General features: G+C 66.5%; 22 protein-coding genes. 16 read left to right on the forward strand and 6 right to left on the reverse strand.

The genetic code is table 11. The annotated features are described in order from the left end of the window. The first annotated feature begins 16 nt into the window (after nt 1-16). From AC59JP_RS19705 to secA, 7 genes are all read left to right on the forward strand, one after another. Nucleotides 17-694, forward strand: coding sequence for a dTMP kinase (locus AC59JP_RS19705; RefSeq protein ID WP_497327493.1), 678 nt, complete (start codon nt 17-19; stop codon nt 692-694). Between the two features lie 4 nt (nt 695-698). After that, nucleotides 699-1376, forward strand: coding sequence for an MtrAB system response regulator MtrA (mtrA, locus tag AC59JP_RS19710; protein ID WP_497327494.1), 678 nt, complete (start codon nt 699-701; stop codon nt 1374-1376). Nucleotides 1377-1389: 13 nt separating this feature from the next. After that, nucleotides 1390-3090, forward strand: a complete 1701-nt coding sequence (gene mtrB / locus AC59JP_RS19715) for an MtrAB system histidine kinase MtrB (protein WP_497327495.1) — start codon at nt 1390-1392, stop codon at nt 3088-3090. Then, entirely contained in the window at nt 3087-4856 is a 1770-nt protein-coding gene (lpqB, locus tag AC59JP_RS19720; protein WP_497327496.1) for an MtrAB system accessory lipoprotein LpqB, read from the forward strand. Before mtrB ends, lpqB begins: the two co-directional genes overlap by 4 nt. A 38-nt stretch (nt 4857-4894) precedes the next feature. Next, nucleotides 4895-5566 (forward strand): ComF family protein, encoded by a 672-nt coding sequence (locus tag AC59JP_RS19725; RefSeq protein WP_497327497.1) that lies wholly within the window; start codon nt 4895-4897, stop codon nt 5564-5566. 305 nt (nt 5567-5871) lie between these two features. Beyond that, nucleotides 5872-6540, forward strand: coding sequence for a ribosome hibernation-promoting factor, HPF/YfiA family (hpf, locus tag AC59JP_RS19730; protein WP_497327498.1), 669 nt, complete (start codon nt 5872-5874; stop codon nt 6538-6540). Between the two features lie 149 nt (nt 6541-6689). After that, nucleotides 6690-9641, forward strand: coding sequence for a preprotein translocase subunit SecA (gene secA / locus AC59JP_RS19735; RefSeq protein WP_497327499.1), 2952 nt, complete (start codon nt 6690-6692; stop codon nt 9639-9641). Nucleotides 9642-9657: 16 nt separating this feature from the next. Here secA and AC59JP_RS19740 read toward each other — a convergent pair whose 3' ends face one another. After that, nucleotides 9658-10191, reverse strand: coding sequence for an Rv3235 family protein (locus AC59JP_RS19740; protein ID WP_497327500.1), 534 nt, complete (start codon nt 10189-10191; stop codon nt 9658-9660). A 204-nt stretch (nt 10192-10395) separates the two neighbouring features. Between AC59JP_RS19740 and AC59JP_RS19745 the strand changes: the two genes are divergently transcribed. From AC59JP_RS19745 to AC59JP_RS19765, 5 genes are all read left to right on the forward strand, one after another. Continuing rightward, on the forward strand, nt 10396-11811 hold the full coding sequence (locus tag AC59JP_RS19745) for a WS/DGAT/MGAT family O-acyltransferase (protein ID WP_497327501.1): 1416 nt from the start codon (nt 10396-10398) through the stop codon (nt 11809-11811). A 49-nt stretch (nt 11812-11860) separates the two neighbouring features. Continuing rightward, a complete protein-coding gene (locus AC59JP_RS19750) occupies nt 11861-12373 on the forward strand; it encodes a DUF6912 family protein (protein ID WP_497327669.1) in 513 nt (170 codons plus the stop codon). 46 nt (nt 12374-12419) lie between these two features. After that, the gene (locus AC59JP_RS19755; protein ID WP_497327670.1) at nt 12420-13535 is read left to right on the forward strand and encodes a ferredoxin reductase; all 1116 of its coding nucleotides are present in this window, start codon (nt 12420-12422) and stop codon (nt 13533-13535) included. 163 nt (nt 13536-13698) lie between these two features. Beyond that, on the forward strand, nt 13699-14994 hold the full coding sequence (locus AC59JP_RS19760; RefSeq protein WP_497327502.1) for a fatty acid desaturase family protein: 1296 nt from the start codon (nt 13699-13701) through the stop codon (nt 14992-14994). Between the two features lie 118 nt (nt 14995-15112). Beyond that, nucleotides 15113-16357, forward strand: coding sequence for a fatty acid desaturase family protein (locus tag AC59JP_RS19765; RefSeq protein WP_497327503.1), 1245 nt, complete (start codon nt 15113-15115; stop codon nt 16355-16357). Here the strand turns inward: AC59JP_RS19765 and rsgA are convergent, their stop codons facing one another. The 3 genes from rsgA to AC59JP_RS19780 all read right to left on the reverse strand — a co-directional run bounded on the left by rsgA (nt 16358) and on the right by AC59JP_RS19780 (nt 19229). Beyond that, nucleotides 16358-17284: a ribosome small subunit-dependent GTPase A gene (gene rsgA / locus AC59JP_RS19770; RefSeq protein ID WP_497327504.1), complete on the reverse strand. Its 927-nt coding sequence runs from the start codon at nt 17282-17284 to the stop codon at nt 16358-16360. A 121-nt stretch (nt 17285-17405) separates the two neighbouring features. Continuing rightward, the gene (aroA, locus tag AC59JP_RS19775; protein WP_497327505.1) at nt 17406-18698 is read right to left on the reverse strand and encodes a 3-phosphoshikimate 1-carboxyvinyltransferase; all 1293 of its coding nucleotides are present in this window, start codon (nt 18696-18698) and stop codon (nt 17406-17408) included. 36 nt (nt 18699-18734) lie between these two features. Beyond that, a complete protein-coding gene (locus tag AC59JP_RS19780) occupies nt 18735-19229 on the reverse strand; it encodes an aminoacyl-tRNA deacylase (protein WP_497327506.1) in 495 nt (164 codons plus the stop codon). Nucleotides 19230-19438: 209 nt separating this feature from the next. On the opposite strand from AC59JP_RS19780, the gene AC59JP_RS19785 reads away from it, so the two are divergent. Together AC59JP_RS19785 and rsrA are read left to right on the forward strand one after the other, a co-directional pair. Beyond that, the gene (locus AC59JP_RS19785; RefSeq protein WP_497327507.1) at nt 19439-20086 is read left to right on the forward strand and encodes a sigma-70 family RNA polymerase sigma factor; all 648 of its coding nucleotides are present in this window, start codon (nt 19439-19441) and stop codon (nt 20084-20086) included. Next, on the forward strand, nt 20083-20367 hold the full coding sequence (gene rsrA / locus AC59JP_RS19790; RefSeq protein WP_497327508.1) for a mycothiol system anti-sigma-R factor: 285 nt from the start codon (nt 20083-20085) through the stop codon (nt 20365-20367). The genes AC59JP_RS19785 and rsrA overlap by 4 nt, the downstream gene beginning before the upstream one ends. An 82-nt stretch (nt 20368-20449) precedes the next feature. On the opposite strand, the gene AC59JP_RS19795 is transcribed toward rsrA, so the two are convergent. Then, a complete protein-coding gene (locus tag AC59JP_RS19795) occupies nt 20450-20524 on the reverse strand; it encodes a 50S ribosomal protein bL37 (RefSeq protein WP_370878772.1) in 75 nt (24 codons plus the stop codon). A 155-nt stretch (nt 20525-20679) separates the two neighbouring features. Between AC59JP_RS19795 and AC59JP_RS19800 the strand changes: the two genes are divergently transcribed. Together AC59JP_RS19800 and AC59JP_RS19805 are read left to right on the forward strand one after the other, a co-directional pair. Beyond that, nucleotides 20680-20895 (forward strand): biotin/lipoyl-binding carrier protein, encoded by a 216-nt coding sequence (locus AC59JP_RS19800; RefSeq protein WP_188545484.1) that lies wholly within the window; start codon nt 20680-20682, stop codon nt 20893-20895. A gap of 31 nt (nt 20896-20926) precedes the next feature. After that, nucleotides 20927-22414: a sensor histidine kinase gene (locus AC59JP_RS19805; RefSeq protein ID WP_497327509.1), complete on the forward strand. Its 1488-nt coding sequence runs from the start codon at nt 20927-20929 to the stop codon at nt 22412-22414. A 90-nt stretch (nt 22415-22504) separates the two neighbouring features. Here the strand turns inward: AC59JP_RS19805 and AC59JP_RS19810 are convergent, their stop codons facing one another. Next, nucleotides 22505-22759 carry a WhiB family transcriptional regulator gene (locus tag AC59JP_RS19810; RefSeq protein ID WP_188545482.1) on the reverse strand — a complete coding sequence of 85 codons (255 nt, stop codon included), beginning with the start codon at nt 22757-22759 and terminating at the stop codon, nt 22505-22507. Nucleotides 22760-23017: the final 258 nt, after the last annotated feature.

The raw sequence follows: 23017 nt of genomic DNA on the forward strand, positions 1-23017 counted from the left end.
GTCGGCGGCTGCCGCCATGGGCAAGCTCGTTGCGATCGAAGGCGTCGACGGCGCCGGAAAGTTCACGCTCTCACGCGCGCTGACGCTCGCGTGGGAGGAGTCCGGCGTCGACGTCGTCCGCATCGGGTTTCCCCGGTACGGCGAGTCCGTGCACGCGGACATCGCCGCAGAGGCGTTGGCCGGTGAGCACGGCGACCTCGAGACCAGCGTCAACGCCATGGCGGTGCTGTTCGCTCTCGACCGATCGAGCGCGGCGTCCGAGTTGGTGAAACTGACTCGGCGACACGACGTGGTGATCCTCGATCGCTACGTCGCGTCGAACGCTGCGTACTCGGCGGCGCGTGTTCACGAGGACGCGGACGGGCCCATGGTCGAGTGGGTTCGAGCGCTCGAGTTCGATCGGCTGATGCTCCCGGTTCCGGACGCGCAGGTGCTGCTCGGCGTCCCCGTCGAACTCGCCCGCGAGCGAGCCCAGCAGCGCGAGCGCGAGGACGACAGTCGTGCTCGTGACGCCTACGAGCGTGATGCGGGGCTGCAACAGCGAACCGCCGCGGTGTACGCGGGACTGGCGGAGCGGCAGTGGATGTCGCCGTGGCACGTCGTCGACGGAAGCCCGGAGGGCAACCTCGACCCGGTTCAACTCGCCGCGACGCTTCTCAATGACCGGCCACACGGCGCCGGAGTGACACCATAGGACCATGAAGCCACGAATTCTGGTTGTCGACGACGATACGGCTCTGGCCGAAATGCTGACCATCGTCCTCCGCGGCGAGGGCTTCGAACCGGTCGTGGTCGGCGACGGTACGCAGGCGCTCGCTGCGGTGCGCGAGAACCGTCCCGACCTGGTTCTGCTGGACCTCATGCTTCCCGGCATGAATGGTATCGACGTGTGCCGCGTCCTCCGCGCCGATTCCGGAGTCCCGATCGTCATGCTGACGGCGAAGACGGACACCGTCGACGTGGTGCTCGGCCTCGAGTCGGGTGCCGACGACTACATCATGAAGCCGTTCAAACCGAAGGAGCTCGTCGCCCGGGTTCGCGCTCGCCTTCGCCGGACCGAGGACGAGCCCGCGGAACTGTTGTCGATCGGTGACGTCGTCATCGACGTTCCGGCCCACAAGGTGACCCGCGACGGTTCGCTCATCTCGCTGACTCCCCTCGAGTTCGATCTGTTGGTGGCGCTGGCTCGCAAACCGCGACAGGTGTTCACGCGTGAGGTTCTGCTCGAACAGGTGTGGGGTTACCGGCACGCGGCCGACACCCGACTGGTCAACGTGCACGTCCAGCGCCTGCGGGCCAAGGTCGAGACGGACCCGGAAAACCCCGAGGTGGTGTTGACCGTCCGCGGTGTCGGCTACAAGGCCGGCCCACCGTGAGCGCACCCACTCGATGATCTGGACCTCCAGATCCAGACGGCGGATCAACGGGACCTTCTCCCCGGTGATCCGCTGGTTTCGTTCGCTGAGCACGTCGCTGTCCCACGCCTGGAGGCGGTCGCTGCAGCTGCGCGTGGTGGTCTCGACCCTCACGCTCTCGCTCATCGTGATCACGATCCTCGGCGTGGTGCTGACCAGCCAGATCACCGATCGACTGCTGGAGACGAAGATCGACGCGGCCACCAAGGAGCTCGATCGTGCGCGCGCCGAGGTCGAAGGTCAGCTCGCCGGCGCCGACGACAGCACCACCCTCGGCAACCGGCTCCAGCTGGTGCGTTCGGCCCTGACCAACCGCGACACCGAGACGGGCGCCGATTCGAGCTCGGCGGGCACGTTCGACCCGGTTCTCATCGTGGCTGGAGACGGATCGCGGCAGGAGACCTCGACCGGACCCGCCGACCAGATTCCGCAGTCGCTGCGTGCTTTCGTGCAGGCCGGCCAGGTCAGCTATCAGTTCTCCACGACGAACGATCCCACCGGTTTTTCCGGGCCGGTCCTGATCGTCGGTAGTCCCACCGCGTCGGATCTGTCGACGCTCGAGCTGTACCTGGTGTTCCCGTTGGCGGGGGAGGACCGCAGCCTGGCGCTCGTGCGGGGCACATTGCTGATCGGCGGGGCCGTGCTGATGGTGCTGCTCGCGGCCATCTCGATGCTGGTGGCCCGTCAGGTGGTGGTGCCCATCAGGTCCGCGTCGCGCGTCGCGGTGCGGTTCGCGGACGGCAGACTGAAGGAACGAATGCCGGTGCGCGGCGAGGACGACATCGCACGTCTCGCAATGTCGTTCAACGAGATGGCCGAAAGCCTGTCGAAGCAGATCGCTCAGCTCGAGGAGTTCGGAAACCTGCAGCGGCAGTTCACCTCCGACGTCTCGCACGAGCTGCGGACGCCGCTCACGACGGTGCGCATGGCAGCCGAGCTGATCCACGACGCGTCCGACGATCTGCCCCCGGCACTGAAGCGCTCGTCGGAATTGCTCGTCAACGAACTCGACCGGTTCGAAACGCTGCTGAACGACTTGCTGGAGATCTCTCGACACGACGCGGGCGTCGCCGAGCTCGCGTCGGAGCAGCTGGATCTGCGGATGTGCGCCAAGGCGGCGGTGTCCACGGTGCGACATCTGGCGCGCGAGAGCGGTACCGAGCTGATCATGGACATGCCCGAGGAACCGGTGATGGCCGACGTCGATCCTCGGCGAGTCGAACGCATTCTGCGCAACCTGCTGGCCAACGCCATCGACCACGGGGAAGGAAAGCCGGTGCTGCTGCGACTGCGCGCCGACGCCGACGCCGTTGCCATCGTGGTTCGCGATCAGGGCATCGGACTGCGCCCCGGTGAGGAGAAGTTGGTGTTCAACCGGTTCTGGCGGTCCGATCCGTCCCGGGTCAGACGCTCGGGTGGGACCGGGCTCGGACTCGCGATCAGTCTCGAGGACGCCCGGCTGCACGAGGGCAAGCTCGACGCCTGGGGAGAACTCGGTCACGGGGCCTACTTCCGGCTCACGCTTCCTCGCGTGCGCGGACGCAAGGTGGTTACCAGTCCACTGCCGCTGCGGCCGGTGACGCGCCGATCCCCGATCGGTCACCCGACCGGTGCGGCGTACGACCGCCCGGCGATCGCCTCCCGTGCCCGTTCGTCCGCGGAACCGCCGACATGATCCGCCGTCGCCTCGCTGCCGCGATCGCGGTTCCGATGCTGCTGGTGGCGTCCGGATGTGCGAGCCTGCCGACCTCGTCGGCGCCGCAGGCACTCGGCACCGTGGCCCGCGAACCGGCCGTCCCGGAGCTCCCCGTCCCGACGCCCGGCCGTGAGCCGCAGCTGCTGGTCCGCGATTTCGTCAAGGCCAGCACCGATCCCACCGACGCTCACGCCGCCGCGCGTCAGTTCCTCACCCCCGAGGCGTCGCAGGGGTGGAACGACGGTGCGAGTGCCACCGTCGTCGACAAGGTAGACGTGCTCGAGGACAGCCGATCCGGCGACACCGCCGAGTACACCATCCGTGCGAACCGCGTCGGCCAGCTCGAACAGGGCGGGCAGTATCAGGCCGAGGAAGGCTCGTTCGAGGCTCGGCTGACCCTGTCGAGGACGGACGGCGAGTGGCGCGTCGACGGTCTGCCCGAGGGCACGATCATGGACCGCACCCAGTTTCTGAACAGCTACGAACGCAAGTCGTTGTACTTCGCCGACCCGACGGGAACCTCGCTGGTTCCCGATCCGCGGTGGGTGTCCGTCGCTCAGGACCGACTCGCCGAGCAGCTGATGGGGTCGCTGCTCTCCGGCCCGCGCGACTCCCTCGCGCCCGCCGTGCGCAACCTCCTCAACGGAGTGTCTCTGCGCGGACCCGTGACGAAGGCCGACGGGCGAACGTCGTCGGTGGGAGTGGGCCTCGGCGGCATCCGAGTCGACCTCACGGGGCTGGGCAACCTCGACGCCGCGAACCGGGAACTGCTTGCTGCGCAAGTGATCTGGACCCTCGCCGAGTCCGAGGTATCGGGGCCGTACGTCATTCTGTCCGACGGTGTCCCGCTGGATTCGGCGTACCCGGACGGGTGGACCACGGCCGAGGTGGCTGCGTACGACCCGCTCTCCGTCTCGGGTGCGACGATCGGTCTGCACGCACTCAAGGGCGGCAGCCTGGTGAAGATCGGCGACGACGCCTCCGTCACCCCTGTGTCCGGCTACTTCGGCACGGTCAACAATCTGAAGTCGATATCGCTGTCCGCGGACGGCACCCTCGTCGGAGCGGTGTCGGATACCGGCCGCGCCGCGCCGCAGCTGCCCGACGCTCTGTTCATCGGAACGTACGGCGGTGGGGGGTTCCCGGTCGCCGAGGGAAATTCGGTCACGCGCCCGTCGTGGGGACCGGACAAGGACGCGGTCTGGGCCGTGGTGGACGGCACGAGAGTTGTTCGCGCCGTGCGTGACCCGGCGACGGGTCAGGTGTCCGTGGTGGGCGTCGACTCGTCGGCGCTGGCGGGCATAGGCGGTCAGATCACCGAACTGAGGTTGTCTCGGGACGGAGTTCGCGCGGCCCTGATCGTCGACGGGTCGGTGTACGTCGCGGTCGTCGTGCGGCAGTCCAACGGGGTCTACGCGCTGCGGGAGCCGAGGCCGGTCGCGGACGGGCTCGGCAGTTCCGCGCTGTCGCTCGACTGGAGCACGGGAGACACCGTCGTGGTCGCTCGGGCCTCGTCCGACATCCCGATCGTGCAGGTCGCGGTGGACGGTTCGCGCCTCGACGCGCTCCCGAGTCGCAACCTCACCGCCCCGGTGGTCTCGGTCGACGCGTCGGCCACCAGCGTCTTCGTGGCCGACTCGCGCGCGGTGTTCGAGATCGACAACACGGACCCGGCGAGCGATCGCTACTGGCGGGAGGTTCCCGGTCTGACGGGAGCGTCCGCGGTTCCCGTCCTGCCCGGTTAGACGCCGACGTGTCGGTGCCGTCGTGGAGGATCGGCGCCGTGAACACGCTCCTGGACCTGATATTGCCCCGCGAGTGCGGTGGGTGCGGACGGGCGGGAACCGATTGGTGCGCCGCGTGCCGGGCCGATCTCGCCGCCGATCCGATCGCGGTGAGCCCGCGAGCGGAGGTCGGGGCGCCGTGCTGGGCGCTGGGTGCGTACTCCGGACCTCGCCGGCGCAGCGTGGTGTCGGCGAAAGAACGCGGACGCCGCGACCTTGCGCGGCCTCTGGGCGACGCCGTCGGGGGAGCGGTCCAGGCGTTGCGGCGACGGGGTGAGATCGATCCGTGGCAGCTCTCCCAGCTGTCGCTCGTACCTGCTCCGTCGAGGCGGACCGCGGCGCGCAGGCGCGGCGGCGACCCCGTCGAGAGACTGTGCCGCGCGGCGGCGCTGGCTCTGCGTCCGGAGAACGTACTCGTGGCCCCGGTCGTGGGTGTCGACCGGACGGTCCGCGATTCGGTGGGGTTGTCGGCTCGCGCTCGCGAATCCAACCTGGCCGGTCACGTGCGGGCGCGGATCTCCGCGGAGACGGCGGCCCGCCTCGGCGCGGGCACCACGATCGTGGTCGACGACGTCATGACGACCGGTACCACCGCGTCCGAGACGGTCCGGGCTCTCGCGTCGTACGGGGTCGTTGTGGATGCCGTCGTGGTCGTCGCGTCTGTGTTGTAGATCGTTTTCGTTCCCTTTGGTCGGGCATTCGGTCCCGACATTCCTGAACACCTCCCGTGAATATTCGATGAACGGTGGCGGACGGGCAATCAACGGACTACGGTCACGGGAAAGATCGGATCGATTGCATTTCGTTTCGGTCTCGAATGTTCCCGTCTGCGAGCGACTTTCGGCTGGAGGTGATGCCTCTCCACCTGAAAGACGGGTGGGCTTCGGCCTTCCCGCACGTGCCGGGCGGTTCCCTTCCCGGCGCTCGTTTCCATGCGTCGCCGCGCATGCAGCGCGGCCAGTATCGGGAGGTTTATATGACGACATCGTCTCCAACGTCCGTTTTCGTAGAAGCGGACGACAGCTCGAGCCAGGACGCGCCACACGCCGAAATCGTCGTGAAGGGCCGTAACGTCGAAATACCCGATCACTTCCGAATTTACGTCACCGAGAAACTCGAACGACTCGAGCGTTTCGATCCCACGATTCACCTGTTCGATGTCGAACTCTTCCACGAACGCAATCGCCGACAGTCCAAGTCGTGCCAGCGCGTGGAGATCACCGTGCGGGGCAAGGGTCCCGTCGTGCGTGCCGAGGCCTGCGCCGACAGTTTCTACGCCGCACTCGAATCCGCCACCACCAAGCTCGAAAGTCGCCTGCGCCGCACGAAGGATCGCCGCAAGGTCCACTACGGAGAGAAGCGACCCACGTCCGTCGCGGAGGCCACGGCCGCTCTGATCGACGAGGACGTCCACGAGCACACCCTCGCCGACAAGCCGGACACCCCCGACGACTTCGACGGTGGCCCCGGCCGGATCGTGCGCACCAAGACGCACTCGGCCGTCCCGATGTCAGTCGACGACGCCCTCTACGAGATGGAGCTCGTCGGCCACGACTTCTTCCTCTTCCACGACAGCGCCACCGACCGGCCGTCCGTCGTCTACCGCCGGCACGCCTTCGATTACGGGCTCATTCGGCTGACCTGAACGCGAGGAAAATCGACCACTGCGCCGCGGGTGCCTCGTCGCGATCACGACGGGCCACCCGCGGTGTCGTGTGTGAGACGCCTACCATGGGCTGCGCCGGGTCAGCCCGCGCTGTCATGACCACCGAGTATTGAGGACGAGTAAAGCCAGTGCCGTCGTTGTCGTTTTCCAAACTGCTCCGTGTCGGTGAAGGTCGCATGGTCAAGCGGCTGAAACACATCGCCGACCACGTCTCCACCCTGTCGCCGCAGGTCGAGTCCTTGACCGACGACGAACTGCGCGCCAAGACGGACGAGTTCAAGAGCCGGTACTCCGACGGTGAGACGCTGGACGAGCTCCTTCCCGAAGCATTCGCCGTTGCACGCGAGGCCTCCTGGCGGGTGCTTCAGCAGCGGCACTTCGACGTGCAGGTCATGGGCGGCGCCGCGCTGCACTTCGGAAACGTCGCGGAGATGAAGACCGGTGAGGGTAAGACCCTGACCTGCGTTCTCCCCGCGTACCTCAACGCCATCGGCGGCGACGGCGTGCACGTGGTGACGGTCAACGACTACCTGGCCAAGCGTGACTCGGAGTGGATGGGACGCGTTCACCGCTTCCTCGGCCTGTCCGTCGACGTCATCCTGTCGGGTATGTCGCCGGCCGAGCGCCGAAGCGCGTACGCCGCCGACATCACGTACGGCACCAACAACGAGTTCGGGTTCGACTACCTGCGCGACAACATGACGCATTCCCTCGAAGATCTCGTCCAGCGCGGCCACAACTTCGCGATCGTCGACGAGGTCGACTCGATTCTGATCGACGAAGCGCGTACACCGCTGATCATCTCGGGACCGGCAGACGCGTCGAGCAAGTGGTACGCCGAGTTCGCGCGCATCGCGCCGCTGCTCAAGCCCGACATCCACTACGAGGTCGACATCAAGAAGCGCACCGTCGGTGTGCACGAGGCGGGCGTGGAGCTGGTCGAGGATCAGCTCGGCATCGACAACCTCTACGAGGCGGCCAACTCCCCGCTGGTGAGCTACCTGAACAACTCCATCAAGGCCAAGGAGTTGTACACGAAGGACAAGGACTACATCGTCCGCGACGGCGAAGTCATCATCGTCGACGAGTTCACCGGACGCGTCCTGGTCGGACGTCGCTACAACGAGGGCATGCACCAGGCCATCGAGGCGAAGGAACGGGTCGAGATCAAGGCCGAGAACCAGACTCTCGCCACGATCACGCTCCAGAACTACTTCCGCCTCTACGACAAGCTGTCCGGCATGACCGGTACCGCCGAGACCGAGGCTGCCGAGCTGCACCAGACCTACGGCCTGGGCGTGATTCCGATTCCGACGAACCGGCCGATGATCCGCACCGACAACGGCGACCTGATCTACAAGACCGAGGAAGCCAAGTTCGACGCCGTCGTCGACGATGTCGTCGAGCGCCACGAGAAGGGCCAGCCGGTCCTGATCGGCACCACCAGCGTCGAGCGCTCGGAGTACCTGTCCAAGCAGTTCACCAAGCGCGGCGTGGTCCACAGCGTGCTGAACGCCAAGTTCCACGAGCAGGAGGCGACGATCATCGCCGAGGCCGGCCGGTCCGGTTCGGTCACTGTCGCGACCAACATGGCCGGCCGCGGCACCGACGTCGTGCTCGGCGGAAACCCGGACATCCTGGCCGACCTGGCGCTGCGCAAGAAGGGACTCGACCCGGTCGAGAACCCCGACGAGTACCAGCAGGCGTGGGAAGACACCCTCGACTCGGTGAAGGCTCAGGTCAAGGAAGACGCCGACAAGGTGCGCGACGCCGGCGGCCTGTACGTCCTGGGCACCGAGCGTCACGATTCGCGCCGAATCGACAACCAGCTTCGCGGCCGATCGGGTCGTCAGGGCGATCCCGGAGAGTCGCGCTTCTACCTCTCGCTCGGCGACGAGCTGATGCGGCGGTTCAACGGCGCCGCTCTCGAATCGATCATGACCAGGCTGAACCTCCCCGACGACGTTCCGATCGAAGCCAAGATGGTCTCGAAGGCCATCAAGAGCGCGCAGACGCAGGTCGAGCAGCAGAACTTCGAGATCCGCAAGAACGTGCTCAAGTACGACGAGGTGATGAACCAGCAGCGCACCGTCATCTACGAGGAGCGTCGCCGGATCCTGCGCGGCGACGACATGGAGGGTCAGATCGAGGAGATGATCACCTCGGTCATTTCGGCTTACGTCAACGGCGCGACGGCCGAGGGCTACGTCGAGGACTGGGATCTCGACCAGCTGTGGACCGCGCTGAAGACGCTCTACCCCGTGTCGCTGGACCACAAGGCGCTCACCGGCGAGAACGAGTTCGGTGAGAAGGGCGATCTGTCCCGCGACGAACTGCTCGAGGCGCTCCTCGACGATGCGCGCCAGGCCTACGCACGCCGCGAGGAAGAGATCGACGCGATCGCGGGCGAGGGCGGCATGCGTGAGCTCGAGCGCCGCGTGCTGTTGTCGGTTCTCGACCGCAAGTGGCGTGAACACCTCTACGAGATGGACTACCTCAAGGAAGGCATCGGCCTGCGCGCCATGGCGCAGCGCGATCCCCTCGTGGAGTACCAGCGTGAGGGATACGACATGTTCACCGGCATGCTCGAGGGGCTGAAGGAAGAGTCGGTCGGCTTCCTGTTCAACCTGCAGGTCGAGGCAACGCAGCCCAGTCCGGCCGCGTCCGCGGGACTTCAGGTCGGTGCCGGACTGCAATCTCCCGTCGGCTCGGCGGCGCCGCTGACGAAGGCCGCGCCCGCTGCGCCTCAAACGTCGGCGCCTCAAACGTCGGCGCCCCAAACGTCGGCGCCCCAAACGTCGGCGCCCAAGACGGCTGCGCCACTGCCCACTCAGCAGCCCGCACCGGCGCCCGAGCGATCGGCGGCCCCGGCCGCGTTGCGCGCCAAGGGTCTCGGCGACGAGCAGGCATCGAGGTTGACCTACTCCGGACCGGACGAGGACGGCGGAACCGTGGTTCGGCGCGGCGCCGGTGCCGAATCGGACGGCGGCGGCGAAGGTACGCGCCGCGAGCGCCGTGAGGCGGCACGCGCGGGGAACAAGCCGGTCAAGCGACCCGCGAAGTCCAAGCGCCGCAAGTAGTGTGCAGGTTCGTCGGTCACGACAACCTGAGCGAGGTCATCGTCCAGCACGGTGCCCGTCCGGCGGTCCGCCGGTAACGGGCACCGGCGGCGATCGCGAACACGCGGTCGCCGCGGCTGTACGTCCCGAACACCTCGGCGTGATTCGGGGTGATCACGCTGACGTGAACTCGTTGCAGCACAGCAACTCCGAGGTGCCGACCGGGAACCGCCGCCGTCGCCAACGCGCCCGCCATGCCCACCACCGCCGGGCTGAGAAGGTGTGTCAACGTCGACGGCCCGCGGCGCCTGTCCACCACTTCGAGTACGAGACGCAGTGCGGCGGTAGCGAATTCGCGGGCCTCGACCGTCTGCAGCGCGAGGACGCGGCTCTCTGTCGAGCCGCCTGGCGGTGAGTACGCTCGGCCGGTTCGACCCGAATGCGGCCCGGGCCGAGGCGAATCCGACAGTCGCCGCGTGGGAAGGTGCCGCGCGCGCGACCCGACGAGCGGCGGTTCGGACCTCGGCGCCCGCCCCAGGTATCGCGGGAAGTGGGCAGGTGTGTCGGGCATGGCTCTCCTCGTGGACATCGTGATGGATGCTCGGCACCCGAGGAGAGCGGGTGAGGCGGTAAGAGCATCGCATCCGATGCGGCTGCTCGCAAGAGATCGATCACTGTCGTTACACGGGTTGTCGGCTCGCAGCCGGCCACGAGCGGCATGCAAGACTGTGCACCGAAAGATCGGTCTGTTTTCGACAGGGAGGGCAGAGGGGCGATGGCCACCAGGCTCACGACTCAGGATGCGTCCTTCTACTTCCTCGAAGCGGGCACCACACCCATGCACGTCGGATCGCTTGCGGTCTTTCGGGTTCCGCGCAACGGCTTCAGTTACGACGACCTGCTGAGCATCGTCGAGAGCAGGCTCGCCCTGGTTCCGCGTTATCGGCAGAAGGTGCGCGAGGTCGCTCTCGGTCTCGCCCGGCCCGTCTGGGTCGACGACCGAGATTTCGACATCACGTACCACATTCGCCGGTCCGCGCTGCCGAAGCCGGGATCGAACGAACAGCTGCACGACCTGGTCGCCCGTCTGACGTCGCGACCGCTCGATCGGACGCGACCGCTGTGGGAGATGTATCTGGTCGAAGGGCTCACGCGGAACCGATTCGCCATCTTCACCAAGTCGCACTCGTCCCTCGTGGACGGGGACAAGGCGCTCGAGATCAGCCAGGTCATTCTCGATGCGACCAAGACACCGCCGACGATGGCGGAAGAGATATGGATGCCGAGCCACGAACCGAGTGAATCGGAACTGGTGCTGCAGGCCGTCGCCGAGATCATCGCGCGCCCGGGCGAGGGCGTGGAGGCGGTCCGCACCGCGGTCAACGATGTCGCGCGCACGGCCGGTGGTGCGGTGCGCGCACTGAGCAAGTTCGCGGCCGTGGTGCGCACGGCGGCGCAGGCTGCGCCGTCGAGTCCGCTGAACACCGAGATATCGCGCAACCGTCGGTTCTCGGTGGCGAAGACGGATCTGGAGGACTACCGGGCCATCCGCAGCAAGTTCGGCGGAAACATCAACGACGTCGTGTTGGCGGTCGTGTCCGGTGCGCTGCGCAACTGGTTGCTCTCGCGCGGAGAGCCCATCAGCGCGTTCACCACCGTGCGCGCGCTGGTCCCGATGTCGGTGTACGTCTCCGGTGAAGGTCCCGACATCAGCGACCTCGCTCCCAGCGAGGTGTCGTCCTTCCTCGTGGACCTGCCGGTGGGCGAGCCCAACGCGGTGGTGCGGTTCTCGCACATCGCGCACGCAACGGAGGCGACCGTCCGGCAGAGTCGAGGCGTCACCGCGGGGACGTTGATGCGCCTGTCGGGCTTCGCGCCGGCGACACTGCACGCCATGGGCGCCCGCGTCGGCAGCAGTTTCTCGCAGCGTGTCTTCAATCTGGTCGTCACCAATGCGCCGGGTCCGCAGTTTCCGCTCTACGTCGGCGGCGCGCGCATGCTCGAGATGTACCCGGTGCCCCCGCTCGTGCGCAATCAGGCGCTGAGCATCGGCCTGACGTCCTACGACGGCAACGTCTACTACGGTTTGAACGCGGACCGCGACGCGATGCCGGACGTCGAGGTGATCACCTCGCTCCTGCACGAGTCGCTCGAGGAGTTGCTCGACGCGGCTCGCGACGGCGGCAGATAGAGCAGAGGGTGAGAAACAGGTGAGGGTCTTCGTACCGGCGACCATCCGGATGTTGCAGGTGTTGCTCGAGGACCGGGAGATGAACCCGATCAGTCGGACCGCGTTCGCGGTGACGCCGGCTCTGCGGGAGGCGTACGCGTCCGGCGACGACGACGAGCTCGCCGACGTGGCGATGACCGAAGCGGCGCGCGCGTCCCTGCGCCTGCTGGCCGCGGAGGCGAGCGATGCGTCGGACGACGGTGTCGTCGAGGAGGACACCACCGCCGGGTCGGCCAAGATGTTTCGCCGCGCGGTGATCGCGGCCGACGTCGACGCGGTCACGTTGCGACCGGATCTCGACGATGCGGTGGTGCGTTTGCAGGCCCCGCTCGCACTCGATCAGGTCGCCGCGGTTCACGTGGACCTGGCGGCGGCCGAGCCCGCGGTTCGGTCCGCCGTCGACGTGGTCGACGCGGCCGATCTGGGTGACCCCGACGCCGAGTTCGTGCTCGGCGACGCCGAGGATCATCAACTGGCCTGGTACGCCACCCAGGAGCTACCGTTTCTGCTGGACCTTCTGTGACGGTCGTGGACTCCTGTGCCACCGAGTGCGTGAAGAGAGGCTGTTGATGGGGATCAAGGACTGGCTCGAGGCACCCGCCGCCGGTGTGTCGGCACCACGTCGGCCGAAGCTGAACATGGTGCGTGGAGCGGTCACCCGTCTGACGACTCCGCTGCTTCCCGACGACTACCTCCATCTCGCGAACCCACTGTGGTCGGCGCGAGAGCTGCGCGGGCGGATCGTGGCGGTGAAGAAGGAGACGGAGACGTCGGCCACGATCGTCATCAAGCCCGGGTGGGGCTTCGACTTCGGCTATCTGCCGGGTCAGTACATCGGCATCGGGCTGCACGTGGGAGGCCGGTGGCACTGGCGCTCGTACTCCCTGACCTCTCCGCCGGACTGGAAGGACAAGCAGATCTCGATCGCCGTCAAGGCGATGCCCGAAGGATTCCTCTCCAGCCACCTCGTCGAGGGCGTCCACGAGGGCACCATCGTCCGGCTGGCCGCGCCAAAGGGTAATTTCGCGCTGCCCGACCCGCCTCCCGAGAAGATGCTCTTCGTCACGGCCGGGAGTGGAATCACGCCGATCATCGGCATGCTGCGCAGCCTGGATCGGCGCGGGGAACTCGGCGACGTGGTGCACGTGCACTCCGCGCCCACCGCGGACGAAGTGATGTTCGCCGACGAACTGGCCGCCTTGGACGCCCGGTACCCGAAGTTCGTCTCGCACATTCAATTGACCCGCAGCGACGGCAAGTTCGACCTCGCGACCCTGGATTCGGACTACCCGGACTGGCGGACCAGGCAGACCTGGGCCTGTGGACCCGTGGCGATGCTGGACGACATCGAGCGGCTCTGGAAGGCCGAACACGTCGCGGACAACCTGCACACCGAGCGATTCGAGATCGCCCGAGCGGGTGCCGTCGGCGAGGGTGGCACCGTGACGTTCGCCGTGTCGGACCGCGCAGCCGACGTGGACGGCGCCACCACGCTCCTCGACGCCGGCGAGAAGCTCGGTGTGCGGATGCCGTTCGGCTGCCGCATGGGAATCTGCCAAACATGCGTCGTGCCACTGGTTTCCGGTCACGTACGCGATCTGCGCAGCGGCAAGGAACACTCCGCCGGCGAGCGTATCCAGACGTGCATCTCGGCCGCGGCGGGAGACTGCACGATCGAGATGTAGACCCGCGCGGCGCCCGAGGAATCGGGTGGCGTGCGTCTCGGCTCACACCGGGTGCGTCAGGGTTCCGCTATTCTCGTGATGCACGCCGAGACTCGAAAGAGCAGCCGAGAGCGTGATCCGCGACAGCCGAATCACTGTCCAGACATCCTTCGGGGGTAGCACGGTGGCGATCACCGACATCAAAGAGTTCGCTCATCTCACGGACGCCGACATCGAAGCGTTCGGCCGTGAGTTGGACGCGATTCGCCGCGACATCGAGGACGATCGGGGCGAGCGCGACGCCAAGTACATTCGGCGCACCATCGCCGCGCAGCGCAGCCTCGAGATCGCCGGACGCCTGTGCATCCTGGGATCGAAGTGGCGCGCACCGGCGGTGCTCGGAACGGCGCTGTTGGCGACGGCGAAGATCATCGAGAACATGGAGCTCGCCCACAACGTCAGTCACGGCCAGTGGGACTGGATGAACGATCCAGAGATCCACTCGACGTCGTGGGAGTGGGATCAGACCGGCCCGTCGCAGCACTGGAAGCGCGCGCACAACTACTCGCACCACACGTACACGAACATCGTCGGCATGGACCACGACGTGGGCTTCGGGATCCTGCGGATGACGCGTGACGAGAAGTGGAAGCTGCGCAACGCGGTTCAGCCCATCGGAAACCTCATCCTGGCGCTCACGTTCGAGTGGGGCATCGCCTTCCACGATCTCGACGCTGCGAAGCTGACCAGCGACGAGGGCCGATTCGAGTTGCGGAGGGGCCCGAACAGGGAGTTCGTCAACAAGATCACCAAGCAGCTGGCCAAGGACTTCGTGGTCTTTCCCGCGCTGGCCGGACCCAGCGGCTGGCGGCGCGCGCTCGGCGCCAACCTGACGGCGAACGTGATTCGCAATCTGTGGGCGTACGTCGTCATCTTCTGCGGACACTTCCCGGACGGTGCCGAGAAGTTCACGATGGGTCAGTTCGAGACGGAGACCCACGAGGAGTGGTACCTGCGTCAGATGCTCGGCAGCGCGAACTTCACGGCCGGCCCGGCGATGGCGTTCATGAGCGGCAACCTCTGCTACCAGATCGAGCATCATCTCTTCCCCGACCTGCCCAGCAATCGGTACGCCGAGGTGGCGGAGCGGGTTCACGCTCTGTGCGAGAAGTACGACCTGCCCTACACCACCGGCAACCTGCTGACGCAGTACTGGCTGGCTCTGCGCACCATCTACAAGCTGTCGTTGCCGGACCGGTTCCTGCGCTCCACCTCGGACAATGCCCCCGAGACCAGCTCGGAGCGCCGTTTCCACGTCGCCGGCGCATCCATGGTGGACAGGGTTCGGTTCGATCCGGTCACCGGACGCAAGCGTGGTCTGCGGTCGGCGCTTCGTGAGGCACGACGAGGAGCGAAGGACGCCTACCAATCGGCCTCGGAGCAGGCAAGGCATCTCGTTCATGCGAAGGTCCAAGGTTAGCCGAGTCACATTGGAAGATCTCCAACCTACGGTGGCGTAACTTTCGGTACAGTAGGGCCAACGGTCAACGGGTCACGATCCCGTTTCGGCCATCCAATGTTGGCAAGGAGCTGCAACCATGGCTATTTCCGATGTGAAGGAATATGCACATCTGACCGAGGCCGATGTCGAGGCCCTCGGTCACGAGCTCGACTCGATCCGTCGCGAGATCGAAGAATCGCGCGGAGAGCGCGATGCCCGGTACATCAGGAACACCATCAGATTGCAGCGCGGCCTCGAGGCCGCGGGGCGCACGGTGTTGCTCGGGAGCAAGCACCGCCCCGTGTGGTGGCTGGGCGCGTCGATGCTCGGCGTCTCCAAGATCATCGAGAACATGGAGCTCGGCCACAACGTCATGCACGGCCAATGGGACTGGATGAACGACCCCGAGGTGCACTCCACCTCGTGGGAGTGGGACAACGCCGGCACCTCGGAGTACTGGAAGCAGACCCACAACTACATTCACCACAAGTACACCAACGTGCTCGGCATGGACGACGACGTGGGCTACGGCCTCATTCGCGTGACCCGTGACCGCAAGTGGTCGCCGTTCAACGCCGGCAACCTGGTCTACAACACGCTCCTGATGCTTCTGTTCGAGTACGGCGTCGCAGTTCAGCACGTCGAACTGGGCAAGATCGCCAAGGGCGGCGAGGCCAAGGCCGAGACGCTGCGCCGTGCCCGGTTCGCCGCCACCAAGATCGGCCGGCAGATGGTCAAGGACTACGCCGTCACTCCGGCGGTCTGCTCGGTCTCGCCCGCAGCGACCTTCCGATCGACACTCACGGCCAACATCGCGGCGAACCTGATTCGCAACGTCTGGACCAACGCCGTGATCTTCTGCGGACACTTCCCGGACGGTGCGGAGAAGTTCAAGAAGAAGGATCTCGAGAACGAGACCAAGGGCGCCTGGTACCTCCGCCAGATGCTCGGCAGTGCGAACTTCCACTCCGGCCCGGTGCTCGCCTTCATGAGCGGCAACTTGAGCTACCAGATCGAGCACCACCTGTTCCCGGATCTGCCCAGCAACCGGTTGGCCGAGATCAGCGTGCGGGTGCGCGAGCTGTGCGAGAAGTACGACTTGCCCTACACCACAGGCAATTTCGCGTTGCAGTACGCCAAGTCGTGGCGCACCATCGCCAAGCTCTCGCTTCCGGACAAGTACCTCAAGGCCACCGCCGACGACGCTCCGGAGACGCACTCGGAGCGCGCCTACGGCGGCGCCGCCACGATCGATCCTGCGACGGGTAAGCGTCGGGGACTTCTCAGTGCGATGCGTGGCTCGAAGAAGGCCGGAAAGGTCAGGTCGCTGATCGCGAGCTGATCACCACGTCTCGTTCGTGCCGATGGCCACGAGCAGACGCCGAACCGCCTGGACACGTTGTGCCGCTTTGCCGGTCAACGTGTCCAGCGCGCATTCCGGGTCCGCCGGTGGACCGAGGTGGGTGCAGCCTCGGGGGCACTGCTCCGCGGTGACGGCGAGATCGGAGAAGGCTGCGACGACGTCCTCGGCCGAGATGTGAGCCAGGCCGAAGGAGCGGATGCCCGGCGTGTCGATCACCCAGCCTCCGAACGGATTTCGATCGCCCGACGTGAGATCCGGCGTCGGCTCGCCCGGCAGGTGCAGCGCAACGGACTGAGTGGACGTGTGCCGTCCCTTGCCCACCCCGGACACGATTCCCGTCGCGCGGTTGGCCTCGGGAACCAACCGGTTCACGAGCGTCGACTTACCCACACCCGAATGCCCGATCAGAGCGGTCAGAGAGCCGGAGATGCGGTCGAGCAGCGGCCCCAGCGGTTGATCGCGTCCCGCCATCACCACCGGGACGTCGAGGTCGGCGAACAGCGACACGAAGTCGTCCGGGTCGGCCAGATCCGCCTTGGTCAGACACAGCACCGGTTGCAACCCGCCCACGTACGCCGCCACCATCGCGCGTTCGACGAACCCGGACCGAGGCGGGGGATCGGCCAGCGCAACCACGATCAACAACTGGTCCGCATTGGCCACCACCACGCGTTCGTACGGATCGGTGTCGTCGGCCGTGCGCCGCAACACCGTTCGCCGCTCCTGCACTCGCACGATACGAGCGAGCGCGTCCACCTTGCCCGACACGTCGCCCACGACGCCGACGTTGTCACCGACGACGATCGGGGTTCTGCCCAGTTCACGTGCGCGCATGGCGACGACGAGACGGTGCGGATCACCGTCGATCACGCACCCCCATCGGCCACGGTCGACCGAGACCACCATGGCGGTCTCCGCATCCGCGTGCGTCGGACGCGTCTTGGTGCGTGGCCGGGTTCCCCGTCCCGGACGTATGCGGACGTCCGATTCGTCGAGCTGCCGCGGGCTCAGTGCTCGGCCTCCCTCGTCATCGACCCACTCCTGCGTGCTCGCCGAGCATCTCGGCCCACATGTTCTCGAAGCCGGGCAGCGTCTTGGCGGTGGTGCCGACGTCGTCGACGACGACCCCGGGAACGACGAGTCCCACGATGGCTCCTGCCGTCGCCATGCGGTGATCGGCGTACGACCGCCAGGCGCCGCCCGTCATCGGCGCCGGGGTGATCTCGAGTCCGTCGTCGAGTTCGACGACCTGCGCGCCGAGAGACGTCAGCTCCGTTGCCAGCGCCGCCAATCGGTCGGTCTCGTGCCCACGCAGGTGAGCGATGCCGCGGAGAAACGACACGCCGTCGGCCACGGCGGCGAGCGCGGCCACGGTCGGCGTCAGCTCTCCGACGTCGTGAAGGTCGATGTCGATGCCGCGCAACCTCGTCGGGCCACGCACGGTGAGGCCGGCGTCGGTGATCGAGACGTCGGCGCCCATGGCCTCGAGAATGTCGCGAATGGCATCTCCGGGTTGCGTGGTCGCCGTCGGCCAGTCCGGCACCGTCACCTCGCCGCCGGTGACCGCAGCCGCCGCGAGAAACGGTGTGGCATTGGACAAGTCGGGCTCGACGTCGAACCCGACGGCCCGGACGGTGCCGGGGTGCACTCGCCAGGTGTCCGCCAGACCCGAGTCGGCCGGCGTGTCCACCGAAACCCCGGCAGTGCGCAACATGTCCACCGTCATGTCGATGTGCGGCATGGACGGCACCGGCTTGCCGACGTGGTGAACCACCACACCCTCGTCGAACGCTGCACCCGAGAGCAGCAGGCCCGAGACGAACTGCGACGAACCGGAGGCGTCGATCTCGACCGTGCCTCCTCGCACGGACCCCGTACCGTTCACCACGAACGGGAGCCTGTCTCCGTCGATGTCGACGCCCAGGGCACGCAACGCGTCCAGCACGGTGGAGAGCGGACGGGTGCGAGCCTGCTCGTCCCCGTCGAAGGTGCTCGGCCCGTCGGCCAGTGCGGCGACGGAGGGAACGAAACGCATCACCGTTCCGGCGAGGCCGCATTCGACGGCGCCTCCCGTCAGGCGGGCGGGCGTCACCGTGAGCGTGGTGCCGTCGGTGCCGCCTTCGTCGACCGTCACCCCCAGTGCTCGCAGCGCCTGGATCATGAGGTCGGTGTCGCGGCTGCGCAGGGCGCGGCGCACCACGCTCGGGCCGTCGGCGAGAGCGGCGAGGACGAGCGCACGGTTGGTGATGGATTTCGATCCCGGGAGCGGCACGACGGCGCGGACGGGAGCAGAAGCGGTGGGGGCGGTCCATGCGGTCACCTCGCCATCCTCCCATCCGGCTCGGCGCCGCTGCGGTCAGTGCGCCACGATGTCGGCCGACAGCGCACCGGTGACGCGCACGAGGTCACGCGGATCGAGGTCGATCTCGAGTCCGCGTCGCCCACCGCTGCAGAGGACGCGCGGCCACTGCAGCGCGGACTCGTCGACGACGGTGCGCAGCGGTTTGCGTTGTCCGACCGGCGAGATGCCGCCGAGTACGTAGCCGGTCGATCGCTCTGCCTCCGTTCGATCGGCCATGACCACCTTCGCCCATCCGACGGCCGCCGCGAACGCTTTGGTGGACAACCGATGTGGCACCGGAAGCACCGCCACCGCAAGTGTGCCGTCGGGGCCCCGGACGACGAGTGTCTTGAAGATCTGTTCGGGGGAGACGTTCACTTGCCCTGCGAGTTCGTCGACCGCCTCCCCGCCGTACGACTCGGCGCCGGGATCGTGGTCGTAGGTGTGCACGAGGAAGTCGATGCCGTTCTTCTTCAATGCGGTCGTTGCGGGTGTCGCGGTTCCAGCCACGCCGCGAACTCTAAACGCCCGTTCGAATCCAATCCGATACGAGACCGCAACCGGGAACACCGTCGAGGGCGCGGCTGTTGCACACCAGTACGAGCAGTCGAAAGGAGTCGCCAGTGAGTGTGTTGGCGCCGGAACGGGTTCGGACAGAACCCTCGCCCACCTGTGGGCACCCGAACAAGATGGTCGTCCTCCCGGTAATCTCGGGATCGATGGCTATCGAAGGGATCAGCGTGGCTGACGACGACCGATCGACAGCGGAGACGCCCGAGGAGCTGACGGCACGGTTCGAGCGCGACGCTCTCCCACTGCTCGACCAGCTGTACGGCGCTGCGCTGCGCATGACGCGAAATCCGGCCGACGCCGAGGATCTGGTGCAGGAGACCTACGTCAAGGCGTACTCCGCGTTCAAGAGTTTCCGCGAGGGTACGAACCTCAAGGCGTGGCTCTACCGCATCCTGACGAACACCTACATCAACTCCTACCGCAAGAAGCAGCGGCAGCCGGCGCAGTACCCGACGGACGAGATCACCGACTGGCAGCTCGCGGCAACCGCCGAGCACACCTCGGCGGGACTTCGCTCGGCCGAGGTCGAGGCGCTGGACGCGCTTCCGGACGACGACATCAAAGCCGCTCTGCAGGCGCTCCCCGAGGAGTTTCGTATGGCCGTGTACTACGCGGACGTCGAGGGCTTTCCCTACAAGGAGATCGCCGAGATCATGGGCACCCCGATCGGCACGGTGATGTCTCGACTCCACCGTGGCCGCAAGCAGCTTCGCGGACAGTTGGCCGGCGTCGCGCGTGAACGTGGATTCAACCGAAACGGCGCAGTCGATGCGCACGAGGAGGTGTCGCGATGAGCGGCGAGAACGAGTTCGAAGATCTGGACTGTTCCTCGGTGATTGCCGACGTCTGGACCTTGTTGGACAACGAGTGCGACGAGGCGTCGCGCGTTCGAGTGCAGAAGCACCTCGATCACTGCGGCCCGTGCCTCGAGGCATACGGGATCGAAGAGAAGATCAAGTCGTTGATCGGGCGTAAGTGCGGCGGTGAACGTGCGCCGGAGGGCCTGCGTGAGCGCCTGACCATCGAGATTCGGCGGACCGTCACCACCACGACCGTCGTCGACGACGAGCGCTGACCTCTCACACGCATACAGCTCACTCACATACAGCGAGGGCCGGGACGCAGTGCGTCCCGGCCCTTCGCGTGCAGCAGGCGTGTCAGCTGTTCGGCCTCTTGCCGTGATTTGCCTTGTTGCCCTTGCGTGCGCGCTTCTTGCGTCCTCGCTTACCCATGGTTGCTACTCCTTTCCTGCTCGATTTCCGACCGGCCTCCGGCCTACCGGTCGACCGTTTCCGCACAGTCTTTCACGTGTGGTTGGCTGTACCCATTCGCGACCCACTCGCGGCCGGTCGGTGCAGCCGTCAGACCGCAGACGGAAGGATTGTCGATGGCCGAAGACGTACGGGCGGAGATGGTGTCGACCGTCTTTCAGATCGTGGTCGCCGAGGGCGATCAGGTGTCCGAAGGGGACACCCTCGTCGTGCTCGAATCGATGAAGATGGAGATTCCGGTGCTGGCCGAGAGTGCCGGAACCGTCACGTCGGTCGGGGTCACCGTCGGTGACGTCATCCAGTCCGGCGATCTGATCGCGGTCATCTCCTGATACGCCCTTGGTCAACGGATAGAGGGGCCCGATGTCCACGCTGAGCGATCTTCTGGCCGAACACACCGATCTGCCCGGTGAGGCGGTCGATCATCTCCAGCGGGTCGTAGGGGAGTGGCAGCTGCTCGCGGACCTCTCCTTCGCGGACGTCCTGCTGTGGGTCGGAGTCGACGACATCGACAGCCGCGCGGACGTACCCGTTCTCTGCGTTGCGCAGTGCCGACCAACCACGGCACCGACTGCCATTCCGGTGGACATGGTGGGTGCCACGGTGTCACCCTCCGAACATCCGCACGTGCTCGAATGCCTGCGGTCGAAAGACATCGTCCGCGTCGGAGACTCCGCATCGGGCCCGCGCGACGCGGTTCCGGTTCGTGCCGGCGAGCACGTCATCGCTGTTCTCACGCGGGACACGGCGCTCAATTCGTCCCGGCCGCCGAGCCCGCTCGAGCAGGCATATCGCGACTGCGCAGACGATCTGTGCCACATGATCAGCGAGGCCTCCTTTCCGCTTCCGGACGAGAAGACCGACGTCAATTCTTCTCCGCGCGCCGGCGACGGATTCGTCCGCCTGGACACGTCGGGAATCGTCTCCTACGCAAGTCCCAATGCGGTCTCCGCTTATCACCGCATGGGTCTGACGTCGGATCTGTCCGGCCACGATCTGGCGTCGATCACGCGCGCTCTGATCACCGATCCGTTCGACAGTCAGGAGGTGGCCGACCACATTCGTGGTGCCCTGACGGGGCTGGGCGGGCACCGCATGGAGGTCGACGCGCGCGGGGCGACGGTTCTGCTGCGGACGGTGGCGCTGCGTCCGCGCGGTGAGTCGGTGGGAGCGGTGGTCCTGGTCCGCGACGTGACCGAGGTGAAGCGTCGTGACCGAGCTCTGCTCAGCAAGGACGCCACGATTCGCGAGATCCACCATCGGGTGAAGAACAATCTGCAGACCGTGGCGGCATTGCTTCGAATGCAGTCGCGACGGCTCGAGAACGACGAGGCTCGACAGGCCCTGGGCGAGTCCGTTCGGCGCGTCACGTCCATCGCCCTGGTGCACGACATGTTGTCGATGTCGGTGGACGAGGAAGTCGACCTCGACGAGGTGGTCGATCGGCTGGTCCCGATCATGGTGGACGTCGGATCCGTGTCGGCACACATTCGGGTCGTCCGCACCGGAAGTCTCGGCGTCTTCGCAGCCGAGCGCGCGACTCCATTGGTGATGGTGCTGACCGAGTTGGTGCAGAACGCGATGGAGCACGGTTTCGACCGAGACGCGCACGGCACCGTCACGGTGCAGGCGGACCGGTCGTCGAAGTGGCTGGACGTGGTGGTTCACGACGACGGGAAAGGGCTGCCGCCGGGGTTCAGCCTGGAGCGTTCGGATCGGCTGGGTTTCCAGATCGTTCGCACCCTGGTCGACGTCGAACTCGGGGGTTCTCTCGGAGTGCATCCCGGACGCAGCGGCGGAACCGAGGCCGTGTTGCGGGTGCCGCTCGGACGTCGGTCGGGTCGGTCGTGAGGCCGACGTTCCGGTCGAGGCATCGTTCAGGGTCGGGACACAGCAAAGCCCGGCACCGCTGAGGTGCCGGGCTTCGCGAAGGCTGTCGAACTAGACGCTGGAGCGCGCCCGAGTGCGTGCGTTGCGACGCTTGAGCGCGCGACGCTCGTCTTCACTCATTCCGCCCCATACGCCGGCGTCCTGGCCCGACTCGAGTGCCCACGTCAGGCAGTCGGCGGTGACAGGGCAGCGATTGCAGACAACTTTGGCATCGGCGATCTGAGCGAGGGCGGGACCACTGTTTCCAACCGGGAAGAACAGCTCCGGATCCTCGTCGCGACAGATAGCCTTGTGGCGCCAATCCATCCTGGTACTCCTTACTGGGCGCACTCGTACGCCATTGCGTTGTAGAACCGTTCATGTGTGCGTACTCGATGTTTCCGCACTGTTACTTGTGAATGCTTTCACGAACGGTGGGGAAGTCAAGAGATAGCCGCCGTCCGGTGGCCAAGCTCACTTTGTTATCGTCTTCTGAAGTTGTGCCGTTCTCCGTTGTACCTGCTCGGCATTGGTTTCGCTCGCCAATACGGCCGCGAGTCTCGAGGTTTGTAGCAGATCACCGTC

It is taken from the genome of Rhodococcus sp. 320_ES, assembly GCF_059691855.1.